The sequence below is a fragment of the Companilactobacillus heilongjiangensis genome, assembly GCF_000831645.3.
GTDB lineage: Bacteria > Bacillota > Bacilli > Lactobacillales > Lactobacillaceae > Companilactobacillus > Companilactobacillus heilongjiangensis.
This window is the reverse complement of sequence record NZ_CP012559.1, coordinates 1,988,581-2,008,566: the sequence shown is the minus strand read 5'-3', so window position 1 is coordinate 2,008,566 and position 19,986 is coordinate 1,988,581. Positions and strand designations below refer to the sequence as shown.

At 38.2% G+C, this 19,986-nt stretch carries 17 protein-coding genes; 15 read left to right on the top strand and 2 right to left on the bottom strand.

The genetic code is table 11. The features are described from left to right. The first annotated feature begins 3 nt into the window (after window positions 1–3). From JP39_RS09020 to JP39_RS09010, 3 genes are all read left to right on the top strand, one after another. On the top strand, window positions 4–1,971 hold the full coding sequence (locus tag JP39_RS09020; RefSeq protein WP_169751878.1) for a MucBP domain-containing protein: 1,968 nt from the start codon (window positions 4–6) through the stop codon (window positions 1,969–1,971). 93 nt (window positions 1,972–2,064) lie between these two features. Then, window positions 2,065–2,550 (top strand): PH domain-containing protein, encoded by a 486-nt coding sequence (locus tag JP39_RS09015; RefSeq protein ID WP_041500649.1) that lies wholly within the window; start codon window positions 2,065–2,067, stop codon window positions 2,548–2,550. Beyond that, window positions 2,540–3,988: a PH domain-containing protein gene (locus tag JP39_RS09010; protein ID WP_041500647.1), complete on the top strand. Its 1,449-nt coding sequence runs from the start codon at window positions 2,540–2,542 to the stop codon at window positions 3,986–3,988. Before JP39_RS09015 ends, JP39_RS09010 begins: the two co-directional genes overlap by 11 nt. Window positions 3,989–4,015: 27 nt before the next feature. On the opposite strand, the gene JP39_RS09005 is transcribed toward JP39_RS09010, so the two are convergent. Then, a complete protein-coding gene (locus JP39_RS09005; RefSeq protein ID WP_041500646.1) occupies window positions 4,016–5,419 on the bottom strand; it encodes a hypothetical protein in 1,404 nt (467 codons plus the stop codon). 721 nt (window positions 5,420–6,140) lie between these two features. Here JP39_RS09005 and rbsD point away from each other — a divergent pair. After that, window positions 6,141–6,536 (top strand): D-ribose pyranase, encoded by a 396-nt coding sequence (rbsD, locus tag JP39_RS09000; RefSeq protein ID WP_041500645.1) that lies wholly within the window; start codon window positions 6,141–6,143, stop codon window positions 6,534–6,536. A 12-nt stretch (window positions 6,537–6,548) separates the two neighbouring features. After that, window positions 6,549–7,457, top strand: a complete 909-nt coding sequence (gene rbsK, locus JP39_RS08995) for a ribokinase (RefSeq protein ID WP_041500644.1) — start codon at window positions 6,549–6,551, stop codon at window positions 7,455–7,457. On the opposite strand, the gene JP39_RS12835 is transcribed toward rbsK, so the two are convergent. Next, window positions 7,454–7,588, bottom strand: a complete 135-nt coding sequence (locus JP39_RS12835; RefSeq protein WP_255312415.1) for a hypothetical protein — start codon at window positions 7,586–7,588, stop codon at window positions 7,454–7,456. The genes rbsK and JP39_RS12835 overlap by 4 nt on opposite strands. Window positions 7,589–7,642: 54 nt before the next feature. On the opposite strand from JP39_RS12835, the gene JP39_RS08990 reads away from it, so the two are divergent. The 10 genes from JP39_RS08990 to JP39_RS08950 all read left to right on the top strand — a co-directional run bounded on the left by JP39_RS08990 (window position 7,643) and on the right by JP39_RS08950 (window position 19,975). Further along, window positions 7,643–7,843 carry a cold-shock protein gene (locus JP39_RS08990; RefSeq protein WP_041500642.1) on the top strand — a complete coding sequence of 67 codons (201 nt, stop codon included), beginning with the start codon at window positions 7,643–7,645 and terminating at the stop codon, window positions 7,841–7,843. Window positions 7,844–8,274: 431 nt separating this feature from the next. Further along, window positions 8,275–9,474 carry an MFS transporter gene (locus tag JP39_RS08985; RefSeq protein WP_041500641.1) on the top strand — a complete coding sequence of 400 codons (1,200 nt, stop codon included), beginning with the start codon at window positions 8,275–8,277 and terminating at the stop codon, window positions 9,472–9,474. Between the two features lie 562 nt (window positions 9,475–10,036). Next, complete coding sequence (locus tag JP39_RS08980) at window positions 10,037–10,684, top strand: glycoside hydrolase family 73 protein (protein WP_041500639.1); 648 nt, start codon at window positions 10,037–10,039, stop codon at window positions 10,682–10,684. A gap of 54 nt (window positions 10,685–10,738) precedes the next feature. Further along, a complete protein-coding gene (locus tag JP39_RS08975; RefSeq protein ID WP_041500638.1) occupies window positions 10,739–11,320 on the top strand; it encodes a xanthine phosphoribosyltransferase in 582 nt (193 codons plus the stop codon). A gap of 19 nt (window positions 11,321–11,339) precedes the next feature. Further along, on the top strand, window positions 11,340–12,470 hold the full coding sequence (locus JP39_RS08970; protein WP_041500636.1) for an ATP-grasp domain-containing protein: 1,131 nt from the start codon (window positions 11,340–11,342) through the stop codon (window positions 12,468–12,470). A gap of 3 nt (window positions 12,471–12,473) precedes the next feature. Continuing rightward, entirely contained in the window at window positions 12,474–13,769 is a 1,296-nt protein-coding gene (gene purB, locus JP39_RS08965; RefSeq protein WP_041500635.1) for an adenylosuccinate lyase, read from the top strand. 512 nt (window positions 13,770–14,281) lie between these two features. Then, the gene (locus JP39_RS12600) at window positions 14,282–14,434 is read left to right on the top strand and encodes a hypothetical protein (RefSeq protein WP_157492460.1); all 153 of its coding nucleotides are present in this window, start codon (window positions 14,282–14,284) and stop codon (window positions 14,432–14,434) included. Between the two features lie 134 nt (window positions 14,435–14,568). Further along, complete coding sequence (gene pcrA, locus JP39_RS08960; protein ID WP_041500679.1) at window positions 14,569–16,797, top strand: DNA helicase PcrA; 2,229 nt, start codon at window positions 14,569–14,571, stop codon at window positions 16,795–16,797. Between the two features lie 15 nt (window positions 16,798–16,812). Next, entirely contained in the window at window positions 16,813–18,831 is a 2,019-nt protein-coding gene (ligA, locus tag JP39_RS08955) for an NAD-dependent DNA ligase LigA (protein ID WP_041500633.1), read from the top strand. 10 nt (window positions 18,832–18,841) lie between these two features. Then, the gene (locus JP39_RS08950) at window positions 18,842–19,975 is read left to right on the top strand and encodes a CamS family sex pheromone protein (protein WP_048699346.1); all 1,134 of its coding nucleotides are present in this window, start codon (window positions 18,842–18,844) and stop codon (window positions 19,973–19,975) included. Window positions 19,976–19,986: the final 11 nt, after the last annotated feature.

The window sequence follows — 19,986 nt, the reverse complement described above, 5'->3', positions numbered from 1 at the left end:
ACAGTGGTAAATTTTGCCGATTCAACTTTAGCAGCGTTAGTTAAGGCAGGACTAGGCTTGAAATCAACAGATAATATTACTGTCGGGGATATTAAAAGTTATACAAAAGCAGTAACACTTGAGGTCAATGAGCAAACTTATATGGCTTCAAATCCGGCAACATCCCAATTGACGCCGTCGCAATATACTCCAGTTGAAAGTTTGAATGGGATTCAATATTTGAAACTTTTGCCTTCGGATATGATTGACTTGCGAGTAAGACTTGGTTCAGATGCTAATGCCAATACTGATTTGACGCCTCTGTATGGCATTAAATTTAATAATTTGTCATTGGTTGGTAATTTTAGTAATCCGAATGCGAAAGAAATAGATGTAAATCAGATTACTAAATTGGAAGTTCCATCCTATGGAGGAGTCGGTCTTGATGGTGATCAAGATTATAACGGTATTAATAATGCTGAACTAAAGACGCTTGCACCGTGGGTAATAGCGTATTCTAATAACGGTCAACAATACGATTATTTTGGCTTGGATAGTACTTCAGTCACTGATTATTCACCTTTGAAAGGTGTTAATAGGACAGCCAACCTTAATATTAGTGTGACTGGCGGTTCCTATAATCCAACGCCAATTTACGCTGTCAAAGGTCAACCGATTAAATTTACCGCTCAGCCATTCACTGGACTAGACGGTGAAGATTTGGCATCCAGCTATTACTTTTCAACATCTGTGCCTGCAGGTACGGCTAAAATCTATAATTTGAAAAATCTTGGTAATGATAAATATGAATTGGATGGCGCTGACACCAGTGCTACAACGTTGACATATGGTAATGCTGGGTTGAATGCTAACTATAATCCAACTACTAGTTTGGATGGAATTACTTTGAAATATTATGGCAAGAGTGTTTTCATAAGTAACTTCATGAACGGACAACCTATTATTTGGCAAGATCATCCCAATGTAACTATTAACTACGTCGATAGCACTGGTAAATCAATTATGACAAAGACTGTTAATGGTACAAATATCGGCGATGCCTTCGATTTAACTGGTGATACCGCAGTTGCTGGTTATAAATTGACCAGTCCGACAACTGATTTGAAAGGTGCGTATACTCAGGACCCACAAGTGATTACTTTGACATACGCTAAGATTCCAAAGCCTCATTCATCAAGTTCAAGTAGCTCGACTCCAGCTAAGAAACCAACTCCCATCAAAGTTCCAAGTGAAACAGCTAATGGCGAAAAGGTGGATTTCCAATATATTCCAGACGATTCCGTTGGTGTTGAGGCCGCTTTAGCTCATATTGGCGTTAAAGCAACCGCCACTATCCATGGAAAACTTTTCTACCTATTGAGTTCTGGTGAAGTTGTAGAAGCGTCGAGTTACAACTTTGTTAAGGAGGCTACTTCTGGTATTGTCAGAACCTTTGGTACTGCTGTGACACCTGTAAATGCCTATGGTGAGCCTTTGACTAGATCATTGTTGGCAAATACTGAGTGGAAATATAGCAACATTGTTACGATTAAAGGTGCTAGTTATTATCAAGTTGCTACCAATGAATTTATTCCAGTTGCCAAGTCTTTGGCATTCACACCAGCCACTAAGTCAACAGTTGTAAACGTTGCTCAAAAGGCAATGATTTACGATTCTCAAGGCAAGAGTACCGGCAAGACATTACCAAGTGGCAGTGTTTGGAAGACTGACGGTTGCGCTGTAATTGACGGCGTTACAATGTATCGTGTTTCAACTGATGGTTGGATTAGCGAGAAAGTTTCCACAACTTATCAACCGGTTAAAACTGTCTACAAAGCTGAGTCTGAGACAACTGTTTATAGTAGTACAGGTGAAGCAACTGCTAAGAAACTTCCTATTGGTAGTTCATGGAAAGCAGATCGAATTGTCACAATTGGTGGACAAGAATATCTAAGAATCGCGACAAATGAATTCGTTAAATATCTTGCATAAATAGAAAATCCTTCGTAATTAAATATTACGAGGGATTTTTTATAATATGGCAAATTTGATATACTCAAGAAAATATTTATATAGGGGGGAAGTATGGATAAAGTTAAGAGGCTACCCAAGGGTATTAAAACTATTTGGCGGATTCATGCGTTGATTGAATTTATTATTTTTGCATTAATTATGATTGGAATAGGCTTTATTAGGTTGGCATTATCATCGACTGCTAAGGGTTATTTTGATTTGATAATGATTATTATTTTGATATTAGGGATGATTATATTTATCGGAAGTTTGTTTCTGGTCAATTATTTGTGGGCATTTTGGACGTATTACATTGATGAACGACAAGTTCAATTGCACAGTGGCTATTTTTTTCGGAAGCAAGTGATTATTCCGATTGCCCGAGTTCAAAATGTAACTTTGAAACAGGGTCCAATTTTACGTTGGAAAGATTTACAAAAGGTAATTATTGTTACCGCATCAGGTCGTAGTGAGATTGACGGTATCAAGTCGGAACAAGCTGACCAGTTGAAGGAGACTATTATGAAGCTGGCTCAGGAGGCTAAAAATGATATCTAAACCGAGAAGATTGAGCCCGGCTGCCATTTTATTTTTCTTTTACAAAGATATTAAGAACTTATTTATTCCTGCGGCTGTATTTGCGTTTGCGACGTTTCAACAAGCTAGATTTTGGACGATAACCGGTCTTGTCAGCCTTTTTTTATTGGTAGTTGTTGGCGATGTTGTGAAATATATGACGTTCAGCTATCAATTTTTTGATCAAGAGATTTTGGTTAGAAAGGGTATTTTCGTTAAGAAAGTTAATCATATTCCTTATGATCGAATTCAAAATGTGACAGCTAATCAATGGTTCTTCTTGCGACCATTTAAATTAGAAGAACTAGAAATTGAAACAGCTGGTCATTCGGATGGACCAGAAGTGAGTTTGGCGGCAGTTTCAGTGGATTTAAAGGATGAACTAAACAACTATCGTAAACAGTTCAAAACTACTGAGACTGTGGTTGAAAATGAAGAAACAACTCTGAGCGGTCAGTCATATGCAATAACGTGGCGAGAATTGATCAAATTTTCTTTAACGTCACCAGCATTTTTGTCAGGATTATTAGTTGTTTTGGCGATTTATGGCAAGGTACAGCATTCAATCAGTGCACAAATGTACGCGGCGGCTGCTCAAGAATTTTCCCACTTAGGTTGGGTCATAGTTGTTGTGGGTATGCTGCTGATAGTTTTGGCTTTTTATCTTGTGTCAGTTTTTGTTTTAATTGCTCGATATTATCACTTCCATCTGACAATGGAGAACAATCAATTTGAGATGCAATATGGATTTTTCAAGACGAAGAAAACGAGTATTTCTCAAAGTCGTATTCAAGCAGTTGTAGTTAAACAGACCTTGTTGAGAAGAATGCTGAATATTGCTTCAGTTAAACTGGTAATTATTTCCAACTCTAAAAAAGAGGATACGGAAAAAGATATTATCGTTATGCCAGTGATTGAAACAGTCAAATTAACAGGTTTTATGCACAAGTTTTTCCCTAATATTCCTGTGGAAAAGGGACAAGCTTTGGCTGCTAATTCCGGAACTTATTACTATGATTTACGAAATGCCATAATTTTTAGTTTGGTAACGGATTTAATAATTGGCTTATTTATCTTCAAAATCTCGGTTATTTTAGTGCTTGTCGTAATAGTGATTTCAGCAATAATCTGGATTGTTCCAGCGTATTTGAACGCTAGAAGAGCTGCCGTTGCGGTGATGGATGATAAATATGTCTTCCTGCAGAATAATCACCTGACATCTAAGAATTCGTATTTTGTACCTAAGAACAGCATTCAGTTATTAGAACGCCGTCAGAGTATCTGGTTGGGTAGAAAGAAGTTTGCTCATTTGCGATTAAGTTGTCGTTCAGGTATTGGTGAAAGAAATTTAAAAGTTAAATATTTACCGCAAGCACAAGTTGATAGGGTGGTTGAATGGTACAAAAAAAGTTCTAATTAGGAGAAATCCCAATTAGAACTTTTTAATTTACTTATTTTCCTTAGCTTGAATCAGTTTAACTTTTTTAAGAATTTGTTGGTCAAAGGCTCTCATGTAGTCATCATGAGTTTTGAATTTCTTACCCTTGAGTTTTCTTTCAGCATCAGTCCAGTCGTAATAGTTGATTGGGACCATGTTACGATCCTTGTTCTTAACGTAAAGTTCCGAGAAGTTAGCATCGTTTTGAATTTGAGCAGTCAGCCAGATATGATTAGTATCTTTATATTGTAGGAAATATTGTGAATTACGTTGAACATTATTTTGATACATTGAATATTGAACTTGCATTTTAAAAGTATTGCCATAATTATGTGACATTGCATCAGTCTTGATACCGAGGCCAATGGCGATAACCATGAAGACTGGTAGGATAAACTTTTCGTAACCATCTAATAGCATATCGAAGTTAATTATGAAGATGGTAGCAAAGAACATGTAGGTTGCAAACATACATCTAGAACCGAATGGTGAAACGACGATGAATGGAGCAACAACAACGAAGCTTGATAATAATAGTGAAAAATTAGCAATTTTTTGCTTAGTATTTCTAACACGCAATGTGTAGAAGACTACTGCCACGGTAAAAATCAGAATGGCAACAATCAACATGATTAAGTGTTTCGTTGAAAATTGTGTGAGCATGTAGTGAATCATGGTGTCGGAATTACTTGATCCTTTAAGTGAGCGATATGAGTCAGTTCCAAATAGGATTTTTATGTAGGCACCGTTGATAAACATTAGGAAAGCACCGATGAAATTACCAACTAAAATGAAGTTCAGAACTTTCTTAAATTCATTGCCAAAGTGTTTTCTTAAGAATAACCAAACGAGAATGCTGTTAAAGACATTCAAAATTGTTACATGTTCCGCAAAGAATTGAGCAAAGATAGCCGCAAAGAATATCAGGTAAGTACTAGTGCGATAATAGTGAATATTTTTATTGTCATAATTTTTTAAAACTAAATAAAGCATGAACAATGGAAATACTAATGAAGGAACATAGTTAGCAAATCCAGCGTGCCAACCTAAAATTTGTTTAAAGATAGTGTTGGGAGTCAATAGGATGAAAATGGTTGCTAGGGATGCGGAGACCAAACCAATCGACTTGGGAGCTTTGATCTGTTCACGAATTCGTTGGATCAAATAGACAATTGTTGTCATAAAAGTTCCGTAACCAAGAAAGGCAATTGGCTTGAATTTGGTCATCGTAATAACAAGCAAATCACCAAGGTAGCGGCCGTCATATTTTAGGAAGATGCCTTGAGGGAAGTAGTTACTACCAAAGTAAGTTCCCCAATGCAGGTCATCACCTAACAGTGGCATCCACATGCCAACTAAGCCGAAGATGATAAATATAATGAAATAAAAACTAAGTTTTGCTGTACGTGTCATTTTTTGTCCTCTTTTAGGTATTGAAAAGTTGACCGTCTCCAGAGATGAGAATATTAACTCGCTATGCGGACCGGATCGAGCCAAAAGGCGGTCTCGAACCTCGATTTGAAGCCTTACCAAAAAACGGTAAGGCTCCAAACTCGCCCGGTGGTGTAAGAGCTAAAGCTCTTACACCACACCCACAGCGGGTTAATATTCTCATCTCTTCCGACTAATTTGCTTTCTAAATTAGTATAAACAATTTATGAATGTTTTGATTAAATAAATTGTATTCTTAAACTTTCAGTAAAATAGTCTATTAACAGTCAACCTTTGGGTATCTCAATAAAGATTTAGTGATGTAGTTCATTTAATTTATTTGAAATCGTAAATTAGTCGTAGGTTGCCTAGTGATTTTTTGCCTGCTATGAAGGTGGAGTTAGGACTTTAGTCCTTACTCCACAGGGCGACTTTGGAGACTTGCGGTTTGTGCAAGGCTTCAAATCGAGGGGCGAGACCTTGGCTCGACCTGGTCCTCATAGCGGGTGAAAATCTCTGGCACCATCCGGCGGCAAAAAAGTAAAAACTATGTATCTTTGTTTAAGGATATAATTAAGTTGCCGCGCAATCAATGAAAATATGTACTTGCTACTAGTATTATGAAATTGCTAAAATATATACTGATATAATTGTGCATGGTAGTATTATTGATGCAAACGATTACGGAAAAGGTGAGAATTTCATGAAAAAAACGAGAGTTATTAACTCAAATATATCACGGGTTATAGCCCAAATGGGACACTTCGATACAATCGGAATTGGCGATGCTGGGATGCCTGTTCCTGATGATACCGAAAAAATTGACTTAGCTGTTGAAGCAGGTTTGCCAAGCTTTATTCAAGTTTTGGATAATGTTTTGAGTGAATTAGAAGTTCAAAAGGTTTACTTAGCCGAGGAAATTAAGGTCCAAAACCCTGAACAATTGGCTGCTGTTAAGAAATTAGTTGGCGATACACCAATTGAATTTATTCCCCATGAAGAAATGAAAAAAGATTTGAGTGATACTAAAGCATTCATTAGAACAGGTGAGGAGACACCATATTCAAATATTTTACTTGAAAGTGGAGTTGTCTTTTAGAGGAGCTTTAATATGAAAAAAATTGTCGTACTAGGTTCAATCAATGTAGATATTATTTTAAATATTGCTCGTTTACCTTTACCAGGTGAAACTATGGCAATGCATGACCGCTCAACTGCTGGTGGTGGTAAGGGTGCCAATCAAGCAATCGCAGCCGTTCGTGCTGGTGCAGAAACTTCTTTCATCGCAAAAATTGGTCAAGATCGTTCAGCCGACTTTATGTTGGATACTTTCAAATTTGACGGTTTGAACATTGATCACGTTACACAAGATGACAAGGCTGGTACTGGTCAAGCCTATATTTTACTTGATGATAATGGTCAAAACAGTATTTTAATTTATGGTGGTGCTAATCAAACTATCACAACTGAAGATATCAGAAACGCTAAAGATGCGATTGCTGATGCCGACTGTTTGATTACTGAATTTGAAACACCACTTGAAGCATCAACTGAAGCATTTAGAATTGCTAAAGAGAACAATGTCTTAACTATTTTAAATCCAGCTCCAGCCAAGACTTATATTCCGGATGAACTGTTGAAGCTAACCGATATTATCGTTCCTAACGAAACAGAAGCTGAAGCAATTACTGGAGTTAAGGTTACAGATCAACCTTCAATGGTGGAAGCTGCAAACAAAATGCACACCATGGGCGTAAAAAATGTTATAATAACAGTTGGTGCTAATGGAGCTTTCTATTCAGTGAATGGAAAAAATGGCTTTGTTAATGCTTACAAAGTTAACACGGTTGATACGACAGCCGCTGGTGATACATTTATCGGTTATTTAGCTTCAAAGCTAAATCAAGATTTAGATAATATCGAAGAAGCAATGAAATTTGCTAGTAAAGCATCTTCCATTACGGTTCAAACGCAAGGTGCTCAGAATTCGATTCCACATTTAAGAGATGTTGAAATTTAAGTATTTGTAAAAGAAACTTTACGCTTAGCGGATTGAAATAATTGATCAAGCATGTTAATATAGTAGTTGTATTTTTGAATGGTGAATGGTTCGAATGGTTTGAATGTTTCGTATTTTAGACTTTCTTCCATGATGTACCACGAAATAATGCACAAAAAATATTTTCTTATCAGGAGGAAAAGTTCATGGAAAACGGAACAGTTAAATGGTTTAACGCAGAAAAAGGTTATGGTTTTATTACTCGCGAAGATGGTAGTGATGTATTCGTACATTTCTCAGCTATCCAAGGCGACGGTTACAAGACTCTTGAAGAAGGCCAAGCAGTTACATTTGATATCGAAGATTCAGATCGTGGCCCACAAGCTTCAAACGTTAACAAAGCTTAATTATAAAAAATAAGTTTGATAAAAGCTAACTCGCAGAGTTAGCTTTTTTTTTTGCACTTTTTTCGAATTTACATAAACTTTACAAGAAATTTACTTTGTTGGTCTATTGTTTATATTGTGGCCGTTTCCAGAGCTGAGAGCATTCATCTGCTGCGCGGTACGGTTCGAGCCGAAGTGCGGTCTCGAACCTCGGTTGAAGCCTTGCAAAACCGGCAAGTCTCCAACACGCCCGGTGGTGTAATTGCTAAAGCAATAACGCCACTTTCGCTGCTGATGAATGCTCTCAGCTCTTCCAACTCGTTTATTACTAATTATGTTTTGATGTCTAAAATGGTTTGAATATAAACAGACTTTAATCCCTTTATATTCAGTTATTACTGATTAACTAATCGGAAGAGCCCGGGTATTTAAATAATTTCAGGAGTTACGCTATGCAAGCAAATTGGCGCAATAATTTTAGAATTTTATGGTTTGGTAGTTTGATCACCGATATGGGCAATGCGATGACGTTACCTTTTATCGTGTTATTTATTGATACTTTGGGTCATTTCAATAAAGCTGAATTGAATTTACTGGGGGCAGCTGCTTTTTCATTAACATATTTGAGTAAAGCAATCGTTTCGCCTTTTTGGGGACGCTTAGCTGATTTAAAAGGGCGTAAACTGATGTGTTTGCGAGCTTCAGGTGTCATGACGCTGACTATTCTGATGATTGGCTTTTCGCCAAATGTCTGGTTTCTATTATTTTTTCGAGTCCTTCAAGGAGCCTTTTCTGGTTATATCAACAATGCTAATGCCTTGATGTCAGTTTCTGCGCCTAAGAAAATTCAGGGTCGGGTAATGAGCAAATTAGTGACTGGCAGTATTACTGGAACGCTGTTGGGCCCGTTGGTTGGAGGCTTTTTGGCCACTTGGTTTGGTTATCGGGGGGCTTTCTTTGTGACTAGCTTTTTGATGGCCATTGTTTTTCTAACTACTTGGATTGGCGTTAAGGAAGAATTTACACCGATTTCGAAAAATGAACTCCAACCAGCTCTTCCTTTGATGAAGAAAATCGGTTGGCCATTCTTTATTGCCTTGTTTGGGTCGCTCTTAGCCGTTCAAGCGACAACCAATGCAATTACACCGATGCTCAGTTTACTTGTCCGAGAATTGAACTCTAGTGGGCAAAACGTGGTAATAATGACCGGGGTAGTTTCTGCAGCTCCCGGATTCGCTACAATTTTGATGGCAGGGGTCATTGGAGTTTTGATCGATCGGCTTGGTGCCTTACGAAGCATGATAATATTTCTTATTTCCGCAATTATATGTTTAGCGTTGACTAGTTTGGTGCAAAATATTTGGCAACTGATAATTTTAAGATTCATTTTGGGAATTTCTGATGCGGCGTTAATTCCGTCGATACAAGTTTTAACTGTACAAAACGTACCGAAGTCAATTTTTGGACGAGTTTTCAGTTATAATCAATCGGCACAGTCGTTTGGCAATGTTTTGGGACCAATGATTGCTGCATGGATTGCAATCGGCTTTGGCTATAAAAGTATTTTCCTTTTCTCTGCATTTTTGGAGCTGATAGCTTTAGGAACGTGGCTGTATTACTCAAAACAACGGCAATTGAAACACAGTAGTTGAAACTTTTAGCAATTGTTAAAATTCCGTTTTAAATCACAAAAACTTCAAGTATATCGGCTATAATTAGTTTTATTAACTAAAGGTTTTCCGTTTCATTTACGGGGATAAGAATGTTTACCTGCTATGCGGACCAGTCCGAGCCAAGAAACGGTCTCGAACTTCGGTTTGAAGGCTTACCCAAAAGCGTTAAGTCGCCAAACACGCCTGGTGGTGTAAATGTTCTTATCCCCTCCAACTAATTTATGTGCTATGTTTTGGTAGTTTCTGTTTCAAATTATTATTGAGGTTTGAAAAGTCAGATAATGATTTTGTTTTAATTCATTAAACTATTTATATATCAGTTAAATTAGTCGGAAGAGCAGAGAAGTATTCACCAGCAGTGGAAGTGGCGTTACGGCTTTGGCCGTTACACCACCGGGCGAGTTTGGAGACTTGCTGAACTTGCAAGGCTTCAAACCGAGGTTCGAGACCGAACTATGGCTCGAATCGTTCCGCACAGCAGGCGAAATACTTCTCTGCTCTGGAGACGGCAGGCAGATTAAACTTACAAAGGATAGATCAATTGCCACAAAAGAGGAGATACAAATCACGTCGAACTAACTATCGGCGCAAAAGTAACAAGAATAATCGGACAACTATTATTTTAATAGCGATTGTCGCAGTGTTTGTCGTCAGCTTCTTTGGCTATCGAAGATATGTCCAGTATCAGAGTGAGTCAAAGGTTGAAATGGTCCAACAAGACCACAGTCAATTCATCAAAAAAGTATCGCCGTATGCAGTTGAATTGGGTAGACAATATGGAGTTTTACCTAGTATCACGATTGCTCAAGCAATTTTGGAGAGCGACTGGGGTACTAGTTCACTTGCTAGTCAGTACAACAATTACTTTGGTATCAAGGGTGAAGACCCTTCCAATACGAAAGTTTTACAGACGAAAGAATACACCAATGGTCAGTGGATAACTATCAATGGACGTTTTCGAGTTTATTCGGATTTTCGTGAATCGATGAAAGACCATACAAAATTGCTAGTTGATGGTACGACCTGGAATTCGCAACAGTACAGGCAAGTTATCCAATCGAAGAATTATATTGATGCGGCAGTGGCTTTACAAACTGATGGATATGCGACTGATCCTGGTTACACAAACAAAATTATTCGGGTTATTCAAAAATATAATCTGAAAAAATACGATGAAGGTATCAAGTGAAAATCAAAGTATGATAGACTCTAATTATTCTATGTAAATGTAGGGAGAACGGTAATGAAGGAATTAGAAGAAAGAATCAGAACGGATGGTCGAGTTTTAGGCAAGGACGTGCTTAAAGTCGATAGTTTTTTAAACCATCAAGTTGACCCAATGCTAATGGAGAGAATGGGTGAGGAATTCTACAAACACTTTAAAGATTCAGGTATTAACAAGATTTTGACAGTTGAATCTTCAGGTATTGCACCAGCTGTAATGACTGGTTTACAGTTCCAAGTACCAGTTGTGTTTGCTAGAAAGCACAAATCTGTAACATTGAGTGATGATCTTTATACGTCAGAGGTTTACTCATTCACAAAGAAGACTTCTAATCACATCAGTATCGCCAAAAAGTACCTATCCAGTGATGACAAAGTTTTGATCATTGATGATTTCTTAGCTAATGGCCAGGCTGTTAACGGCTTGAATACGATTATTGAGGATGCTGGTGCAACTTTGGCTGGTATTGGAATCGTAATTGAAAAGTCCTTCCAAAAGGGTAGACAAATGATTGATAAATCAGGTATTCCAATCTGCTCACTAGCTAAAATCAAAGCTTTTGAAAATGGACAAGTAGTTTTCGATGAAGAAGAAGACTAGTAATTAAGAAGGTGGAATTATGACTTTTATTGCGCCCGGTAAGACATTAGGCATAATTGGTGGCGGTAGTGAAACATATATTTTTGAATTGGAAGCTAAGAGAATGGGCTTTAGAACCATGCTTTTAACCGATGAAGAGAAGGATATTGCGACACAGGCTGCTGACAGCTTTTTAGTCGGTCAGTTGGAAAACATCGAGAATCTAAGTGAATTGGGCCATAGAAGTGACCTTCTTTTGTATATGGACGAGAATTTTGACAGCAGTTTGTTAAAGGAATTGGCTAAGAGTTTCAACGTTGCTCAAGGTGCTGACTTGTTAACAATTGCTCAAGATCGTTATATCGAGAGAACCTTCTTGAATGATTTAAATATTAATGTGCCACCATTTTTTTCAATCGTAACGGTAGATGATATCAAAAGAGCGGTCGAAGAAATTGGTTTCCCATGTATTTTAAAGCCGATTCAAAAGAACCAAACGATTTTGAAACGTCATATTCTTTATAACGATAACGATGTTGAACGTGTGCAGAAGTTACTCCAAGATGGAACTTACATTCTTGAAGCGTGGATTGAGACTAAGACTGAGTATTCAATCATGATCAGCAAGAGTAAGGACCAAAAGATCCATACTTTTCCAATGATCAAAGAGATTTATGATGGTACGCATTTGATGAGTTCTTTTATTTATAAGAAGAATGATCCAGATGTAGAAGCAGAAATGCAACGAGTTGCCTTGATGGTAGCTGAAAATATTAACTACGTGGGAATTTTTGGCATAGGTTTCATCCTATCTCAATCCGGGGTCTTGTACGTCAAACGAATCTTTCCAGGAATCAATTATTCAGCTAATGTTTATCCAGAGGCAACTGGCATTTCGCAATTTGAATTACATATCAGAGCTATTTGTGACTGGCCAATTCCCGAGATTTTTCCAATGGTCAACGCGGCTACCTTGAAAATTATTGAAGGTAACTTGCCACAGAGTTTGGATTTACTCCAGGAAAAGGCCCAGTGGAAATTTAATTATTACACCGGATTTAAAGCTAAGGATCAAGCCGACCGGGATGTCGGTTATATTTCAATTTTCTCAGACGATGTCGAAGAATTAAAAAATGATATCCTAACAACTAATATTTGGAGAGTAGAATAATTCATGATTGATAGATATGTAACTGAACAGATGAAACCAATTTGGACAGACCAAAACAGATTTCAAGCTTGGCTCGAAGTAGAAATTGCGGCCGTTGAAGGATGGAGCAAAGAAGGAGAAATCCCTGCTGAAGATGCTAAGTTAATTGCTCAAAACGCTAAGTTTGATGTTTCAGAGATTGCTGAAATCGAAAAAGAAACAAAACATGACGTGGTTGCTTTTACAAGAGATGTTTCCAGATACTTGGGACCAGAGAAGAAGTGGGTCCACTTTGGATTAACATCAACTGATGTCGTTGATACAGCCTATGGATACTTGATGAAACAGGCTAATGATATTATTCGTGAAGATTTGAATGAATTTCTCAAGGTAGTCGGTGAGAAAGCTTTGAAGTACAAAGATACTGTTATGATTGGTAGAACTCACGGTGTTCACGCTGAACCTACAACTTTCGGACTAGTTTTAGCTAACTGGTATTCTGAAATCAAACGTGATATCGAACGTTTCGACCATGCTGCTAAAGGCGTTGAAGCTGGTAAAATCAGTGGTGCCGTTGGTAGTTATGCCAATGTTCCAACTGATGTGGAAAAATTTGTTTGTGATAAACTAGGCATCCGTGCCCAAGAAATTTCAACACAAGTTTTACCACGTGACTTACATGCTGAATACATTCAAACAATGGCATTGATTGCTACATCAATTGAACGTTTCGCACTCGAAGTACGTCACTTACAAAGAACTGAAGTCCGTGAAGCTGAAGAATTCTTCGCTGCTGGACAAAAAGGTTCATCAGCCATGCCTCACAAACGTAACCCAATCGGTTCAGAAAACGTAACTGGTTTGGCTCGTGTGATCAGAGGACATGCATTCACAGCCTTGGAAGATGTGCCATTGTGGCATGAACGAGACATTTCACACAGTTCTGCTGAAAGAATTATCATTCCAGACACAACTGAATTGTTGGATTACATCTTACGCAGATTTACTAAGATCACTAAGGATCTAACAGTATTCCCTGACAAGATGATTGAAGACATGAATTTGACACACGGATTGATCTTCTCACAACGTGTCTTGTTGAAGTTAGTTGAAGCTGGCTATTCACGTGAACAAGCTTATGATATCGTGCAACCATTTACTGCCAAAGCTTGGGATGAAAAGAAAGACTTCAGAACAATGCTTGAAAATGATTCTAGAGTAACCGATAAGCTATCAGACAAAGATTTAGACGATGCATTCGATTACCACTGGCACTTACGTCACGTTGACGAAATATTTAAGCGTGTTGGACTAGAATAATAAGCTGCCGCCGGAGGTTTCAAGGGAGTTGAGTCTGCTGTGAGGACCGGCTCGAGCCAAAGGGCGGTCTCGACCCTCGATTTTGAGCCTCGCACAAACCGCGAGTCTCAAAAGTCGTCCTAGTGTTGTAAGAACGGGAAACCACCGTCCTAACGACACTTCTCACTGCTGACTCACTCCCTCGAACCCTCCGGCTAGGGTATTGGTTGATTTGGATTTATTTGATTGGACTGATATTCTGGTCGATAGGTAGTGTGGATTTAATAATGATAATAAGAAAATCTCAACTGAATTTTTTCAGTTGAGATTTTTTAGGTGGGTAAGGATATTTAATTTTGAAAAATATTTAGATAATTGAATTTTGTTCCGTATTGTTTATTAAAGGCGTAAATTTAATTATTCAGTTGTAGGGATGCTTGAGGAAAGTAGTCGCCTAAGAATGATAAATTTGGAGTTAACCAAAACTCTAGACGGAGGTTGCCAATGATTTCACCAGCTATGGAGGTGGCGTTATGGCTTTAGCTATTACACCACAGGGCGACTTTGGAGACTTGCCGAACTTGCAAGGCTTCAAAGCGAGGTGTGAGACCTTGGCTCACGCCGGTCCTCATAGCAGGCGAAAATCATTGGCAACCGGAGTCGGCATCTTAAAATTAAATAAATAAGGAACATATGTTCAATTTTAGCGAGTTGTCTTTCGCTCTATGCAGAAAAATTTGCTACAATATAAACAGCTATTTTAGTTACAACTAAAACTTTTTACACAAAGATTTGAGGGATTTTAAAATTGGACGATACGATGCTAAAAGGTCTTAACCCCGAGCAACAAGACGCGGTTAAGGCAACAGAAGGACCACTTTTAATCATGGCCGGCGCCGGTTCAGGTAAAACAAGAGTTTTAACTCACCGTGTGGCTTATTTGATTGAAGAAAAAAATATCATGCCTTGGCATGTCTTAGCGATTACCTTTACTAACAAGGCTGCTAAGGAAATGAAGGAAAGAATCGGTAAGTTACTAAATGAGTCAGCTAATGATGTCTGGGTCTCAACTTTCCACTCTCTTTGTGTAAGAATTTTAAGAAGAGATTTCGATAAGATGGGCAAACCTAAGACGTTCACGATTGCAGATCCTGGTGAGCAACGTACCTTGATGAAGCAAATCTTGACAAAGATGAACTTGGATCCTAAGCGTTACGATCCGCGTGCTATTTTGGGTACGATCAGTAATGCTAAGAACGAATTGCAGACTCCTGCTGAATATGCCAAGGTAGCTGCTTCACCTTATGAACAAACAGTTGCCAGCGTTTATGACGTTTATGCTAAAGAGATGGAACGTAACAACTCGCTTGATTTCGATGACTTAATCATGCAAACAAGTGAATTGTTCGACCAGTGTCCTGATGTTTTGGAAAAGTATCAAGAAAAATTCCAATATATTCACGTTGATGAATATCAGGATACCAACGAAGCTCAATATAAACTTGTTAAACAATTAGGTGCCAAGTACCGCAACGTCTGTGTTGTTGGTGATGCTGATCAAAGTATTTACGGTTGGCGTGGTGCTAATATCCAAAATATTATGAACTTTGAAAAGGATTATCCCGAAGCAACAACGATTAAGTTGGAACAAAATTATCGTTCAACGAAGACAATTTTGAAGGCTGCCAATGAAGTTATCAACAACAACGGTAACCGTAAGCCTAAGGATTTGTGGACTGATAATCAGGAAGGCGACAAGATCAAGTTTTATCGTGGTCAAAATGAATCAGATGAAGCATTGTATGTCGTTGATCAAGTGAAGAATTTATTGCAAGAAGGCTTTAAATACGGTGATTTTGCAGTGCTTTATCGAACAAATGCTCAATCACGTACATTTGAAGAGAAACTCATGCAAGCCAATATGCCTTATAAGATTATTGGTGGTCATAAGTTCTACGATCGTAAGGAAATTAGGGATATCTTAGCTTACTTGCGTTTGATTGCTAACCACGATGACTCAATGAGTTTTCAACGTGTTATCAACAGTCCTAAGCGTGGTATTGGACCTGGTACAATTGAAAAATTGCAAGCTTATGCGGATGAACACAGTTGGTCATTGCTAGAAGCTGCTGAAAATATTGAGCTTTCACCATTGGCTGCCCGTCCCCGTAAGACTATCGGTGGCTTTGCCAAAGTCATTGATAATTTAACTAAGTTGGCTGAAGATCAGTCAATGACAATCTTGATGGACCACTTACTAGAGGATTCTGGTTATGTTGAAGATTTGAAACAACAAAATAACTTGGAGTCACAAGCACGTGTGGAAAATATCGAAGAACTTTTGACTGTTACGACTCAATTTGACCAAGGTTATGAACCCGACCCAGATGTTGATGAGACACGTTTGACAACGTTCTTAACTGAATTGTCATTGGTCAGTGATCAAGATCAAATTGAAGAAGAGCAACAAGAAATTACTTTGATGACATTGCACGCTGCTAAAGGTTTGGAATTCCCAGTTGTCTTCCTAGTTGGTATGGAAGAAGGAATTTTCCCACTTGGTCGTTCATTGCTCAAAGAAGATGACCTCGAAGAAGAGCGTCGTCTGGCATATGTTGGTATCACTCGTGCTGAAAAGCGTCTCTACTTAACAAATGCCGTCAGTCGTATGCTTTATGGCCGTCTACAAAACAACGCTACTTCACGTTTCGTTGAAGAAATTAAAGATGATGCTATTGAACGTGTCAACAGCAATGCTGGTAATATTGGTCGTCCAAGTGGTCGCAATTCGTCATATAAGGACCGTCGACGTGTAGCTGCTACTACTGCAACCTTCCAATCACCAACTTTGAAAGCCAAAGGTGCTTCTGGTGCGGAGAAATTGCACTGGAACGTTGGCGATAAAGTTGAACACAAGAAGTGGGGTCAAGGTACAGTTGTCAAAGTTAATGGCGATGGTAATAACGCTGAGTTAGACGTGGCTTTCAAGAGTGAAGGTATTAAACGTCTCTTGGCAGAATATGCCCCAATTAAAAAAGTTACTGATTAATCAAGAGGTGAAATCATGGCAGATTTAACAAAAGAACAAGCTAATCAAGAGTTAGCGAAGATTCGTCCTCAATTGAATGAATGGCGCGATGCTTACTACACCAAGGATGCACCCGTTGTTGAAGATAATGTTTATGACAAACTTTACAATCAATTATTGGCTCTAGAACAGCAATATCCTGATTTGGTAACTTCGGATTCACCTTCGCAACAAGTTGGTGATGTCACGTTACCAGATTTCAACAAGGTAACCCACGATATTCCAATGCTGTCGATGGGGGATGTTTTTTCTGAAGGAGAATTAGCTGAATTTAACGACCGAATTGAAAAAAATGTTGGACATGAGGTCGATTATAATGTTGAATTAAAAATTGATGGTTTGTCACTGTCACTTATTTATGAAAATGGTATCTTAGTACAAGGTTCAACCCGTGGAAATGGAACGATTGGTGAAAATGTGACGGAGAATGTTAAGACTATCAAGGATATTCCCCAGAAACTCAGTCGTCCGTTGTCATTTGAAGTGCGTGGCGAATGTTTCATGTCTAAGAAAGAATTTTTACGTTTGAATCAAGAACGTGAAAATGAGGGACAACAAGTTTTTGCCAATCCTAGAAATGCGGCTGCCGGTAGCTTACGTCAGTTGGATCCGAAGGTGACTGCTTCCAGAAAATTGGATACATTTATGTATACGATTGTTACTTTTGACGATTTGAATGTTTCCACACAACATGAAGCTTTGGAAACTTTGAAAGAATTAGGCTTTAACGTTAACCCAACAGCTGAAGTTACAACTGGTTTGAAGGGTGTTCAAGAATTCATTGAACGTTACGGAGAAATTCGTGATGACCTTGATTACGGTATTGATGGAGTTGTTCTAAAAGTTGATGATTTAGCCATTCAACGAGACCTTGGTAATACTGTCAAAGTACCTCGTTGGGAAATTGCTTATAAGTTTCCACCTGAACAAGCAGAGTCAGTGGTTCACGATATTGAATGGACGATTGGTAGAACAGGTGTCTTAACGCCAACAGCTGTGATGGATCCGGTGCAATTAGCTGGGACAACAGTGTCTCGAGCAACTTTGCATAATGAAGATATGATTCGTCAAAAGGATATTCGTATTGGTGATACCGTACTCTTGCATAAAGCAGGCGATATCATTCCAGAAGTTTCACAAGTTGTTTTAAGTAAACGCCCCAAGGATTCAGTGCCAGCTGAAATTCCAACACATTGTCCATACTGTGATTCTGAGTTGATTCATTTAGAAGATGAAGTAGCTTTACGTTGCATCAATCCTAAGTGTCCCGCCCAAGTTAAAGAACAGTTGACTCACTTCGCTTCAAGAAATGCGATGAATATCGACGGCTTAGGTCCCAAGATTATTGAGCAACTTTATACGAAGAAATTAGTGCAAGATGTCGCTGATATTTATAAATTGACGGCTGAGGATTTGGAAACTTTGGATGGCTTCAAAGAAAAATCTATCAATAACTTATTAACAGCAATTGATAACTCAAAGAGTAATTCCGTTGAAAGATTACTTTTCGGCTTAGGAATTCGTCATGTCGGTGCCAAAGCCGGTCGAATTTTAGCTGAGAATTTTGGTAGTTTAGATAATTTGATGTCCGCTTCCAGAGAAGAAATCCTTGAAGTAAATACTATGGGTGAGATAATTGCTGATAGTATTGCAACTTATTTTGCAAATGATGATGTTAAAAAGCTTATTAATGAACTAAAATCAGTAAATATTAATATGAATTTTATCGGTAGTTCAAATTCTAATGAAACAAATAGTCACTTTACTGATAAAATAATTGTTATAACCGGAACATTACAAAATTATAAACGTTCACAATTGGCCGAGACGCTTGAAAATCTCGGTGCTAAAGTTACGGGTTCAGTTACGAAAAAGACTGACATCTTGATTGCCGGTGAAAAAGCTGGTAGTAAACTAACTAAAGCGCAACAATTGGGAACACAGATTATTGATGAAGCAACATTGTCTGAATATTTAGATGATGCCAAAGAGTAGGAGAACAGTTTTGAAAAAATTCTTAAAAACTACATCGCTATTGCTGATGTGCTCGTTATTGTTGGCTGCCTGTGGGAATTTACAAGATTCCAGTTTGTCATCAGGTGGTGGCGATTCTTCCAAGAGTTCTGTTCAGACAACAACATCGTCTGATTCAAGCAGCTACGATGTTTTATTAAGTGATGGGAAATATAAAACTAGTCCTATTTCTGGACTTACTGCAGCTGACAATAGTAATCAGTTCAACAGTAGAAGTTTCGAAAGTGGACTTATGAGCTTGTCGAAGAAACAATTTTCAACGAATTCATATGTTTTCCAAGAAGGCCAAGTTTTGAGTGCAAGTACTGTCAATGATTGGTTAGCACGTAAATCCAGCAAGAATGAGTCAGGTTTGAATCCTGAATCTAATGGCTCAACTGATCCTGACAAACGTACGCCAATGTATTTCCAACAAATGCTTGAGGAAGATTATCTTCAAAAACAAGATGGAAAATATAAATTGGCTGGGATGTCGATTGGTATTGCAATGAATAAGATCGATTACTATCAGAAGAAGCAATATGGTGCCACTTTCAAGTCAACGATTTCTACTGAAGAGCAAAAGGCTCAAGGTGAAAGAATTGCCAAAGAAGTTGTCCAACGCTTGCGTAAAGATAGTAAAGTCGGTAATATTCCAATTGTTGTTGGTTTATATTCAGTTGCTCCAGCAGATACTTTAGTTGGGGGAACTTATTTCCAATATTCATTGAGTAAGAGCGATGGTTTAGGTAATTGGAGTGATTTAGGCTACAAGAATCAAATGTTGCCAACTGTTAACGGCGATAATGCTATCAGTAGCAGTGATTCCGATGCGTTTGCCAACTTTAAGCAACATATTCAAAATTACTTCCCTAATCTTTCGGGAGTTACTGCCCAAGCTCACTACGATGGAACAAGTCTCAAAGCAATGGATATTACAATCAATACTCAATTTGATGGGCTAGCTCAAGTAACTAGTTTTACTCAGTTCGTTCAGACAAGTGCCCAAAAGTACTTGCCATCAGGAGCTAACTTAGACATCAATATTCAAACAGTTGATGAACAACAAGCCGTTGTTACACGTACAAACGGTAAGTTCTATTCACACGTTTATAATGCAGATTAAAAAGGAGAAAC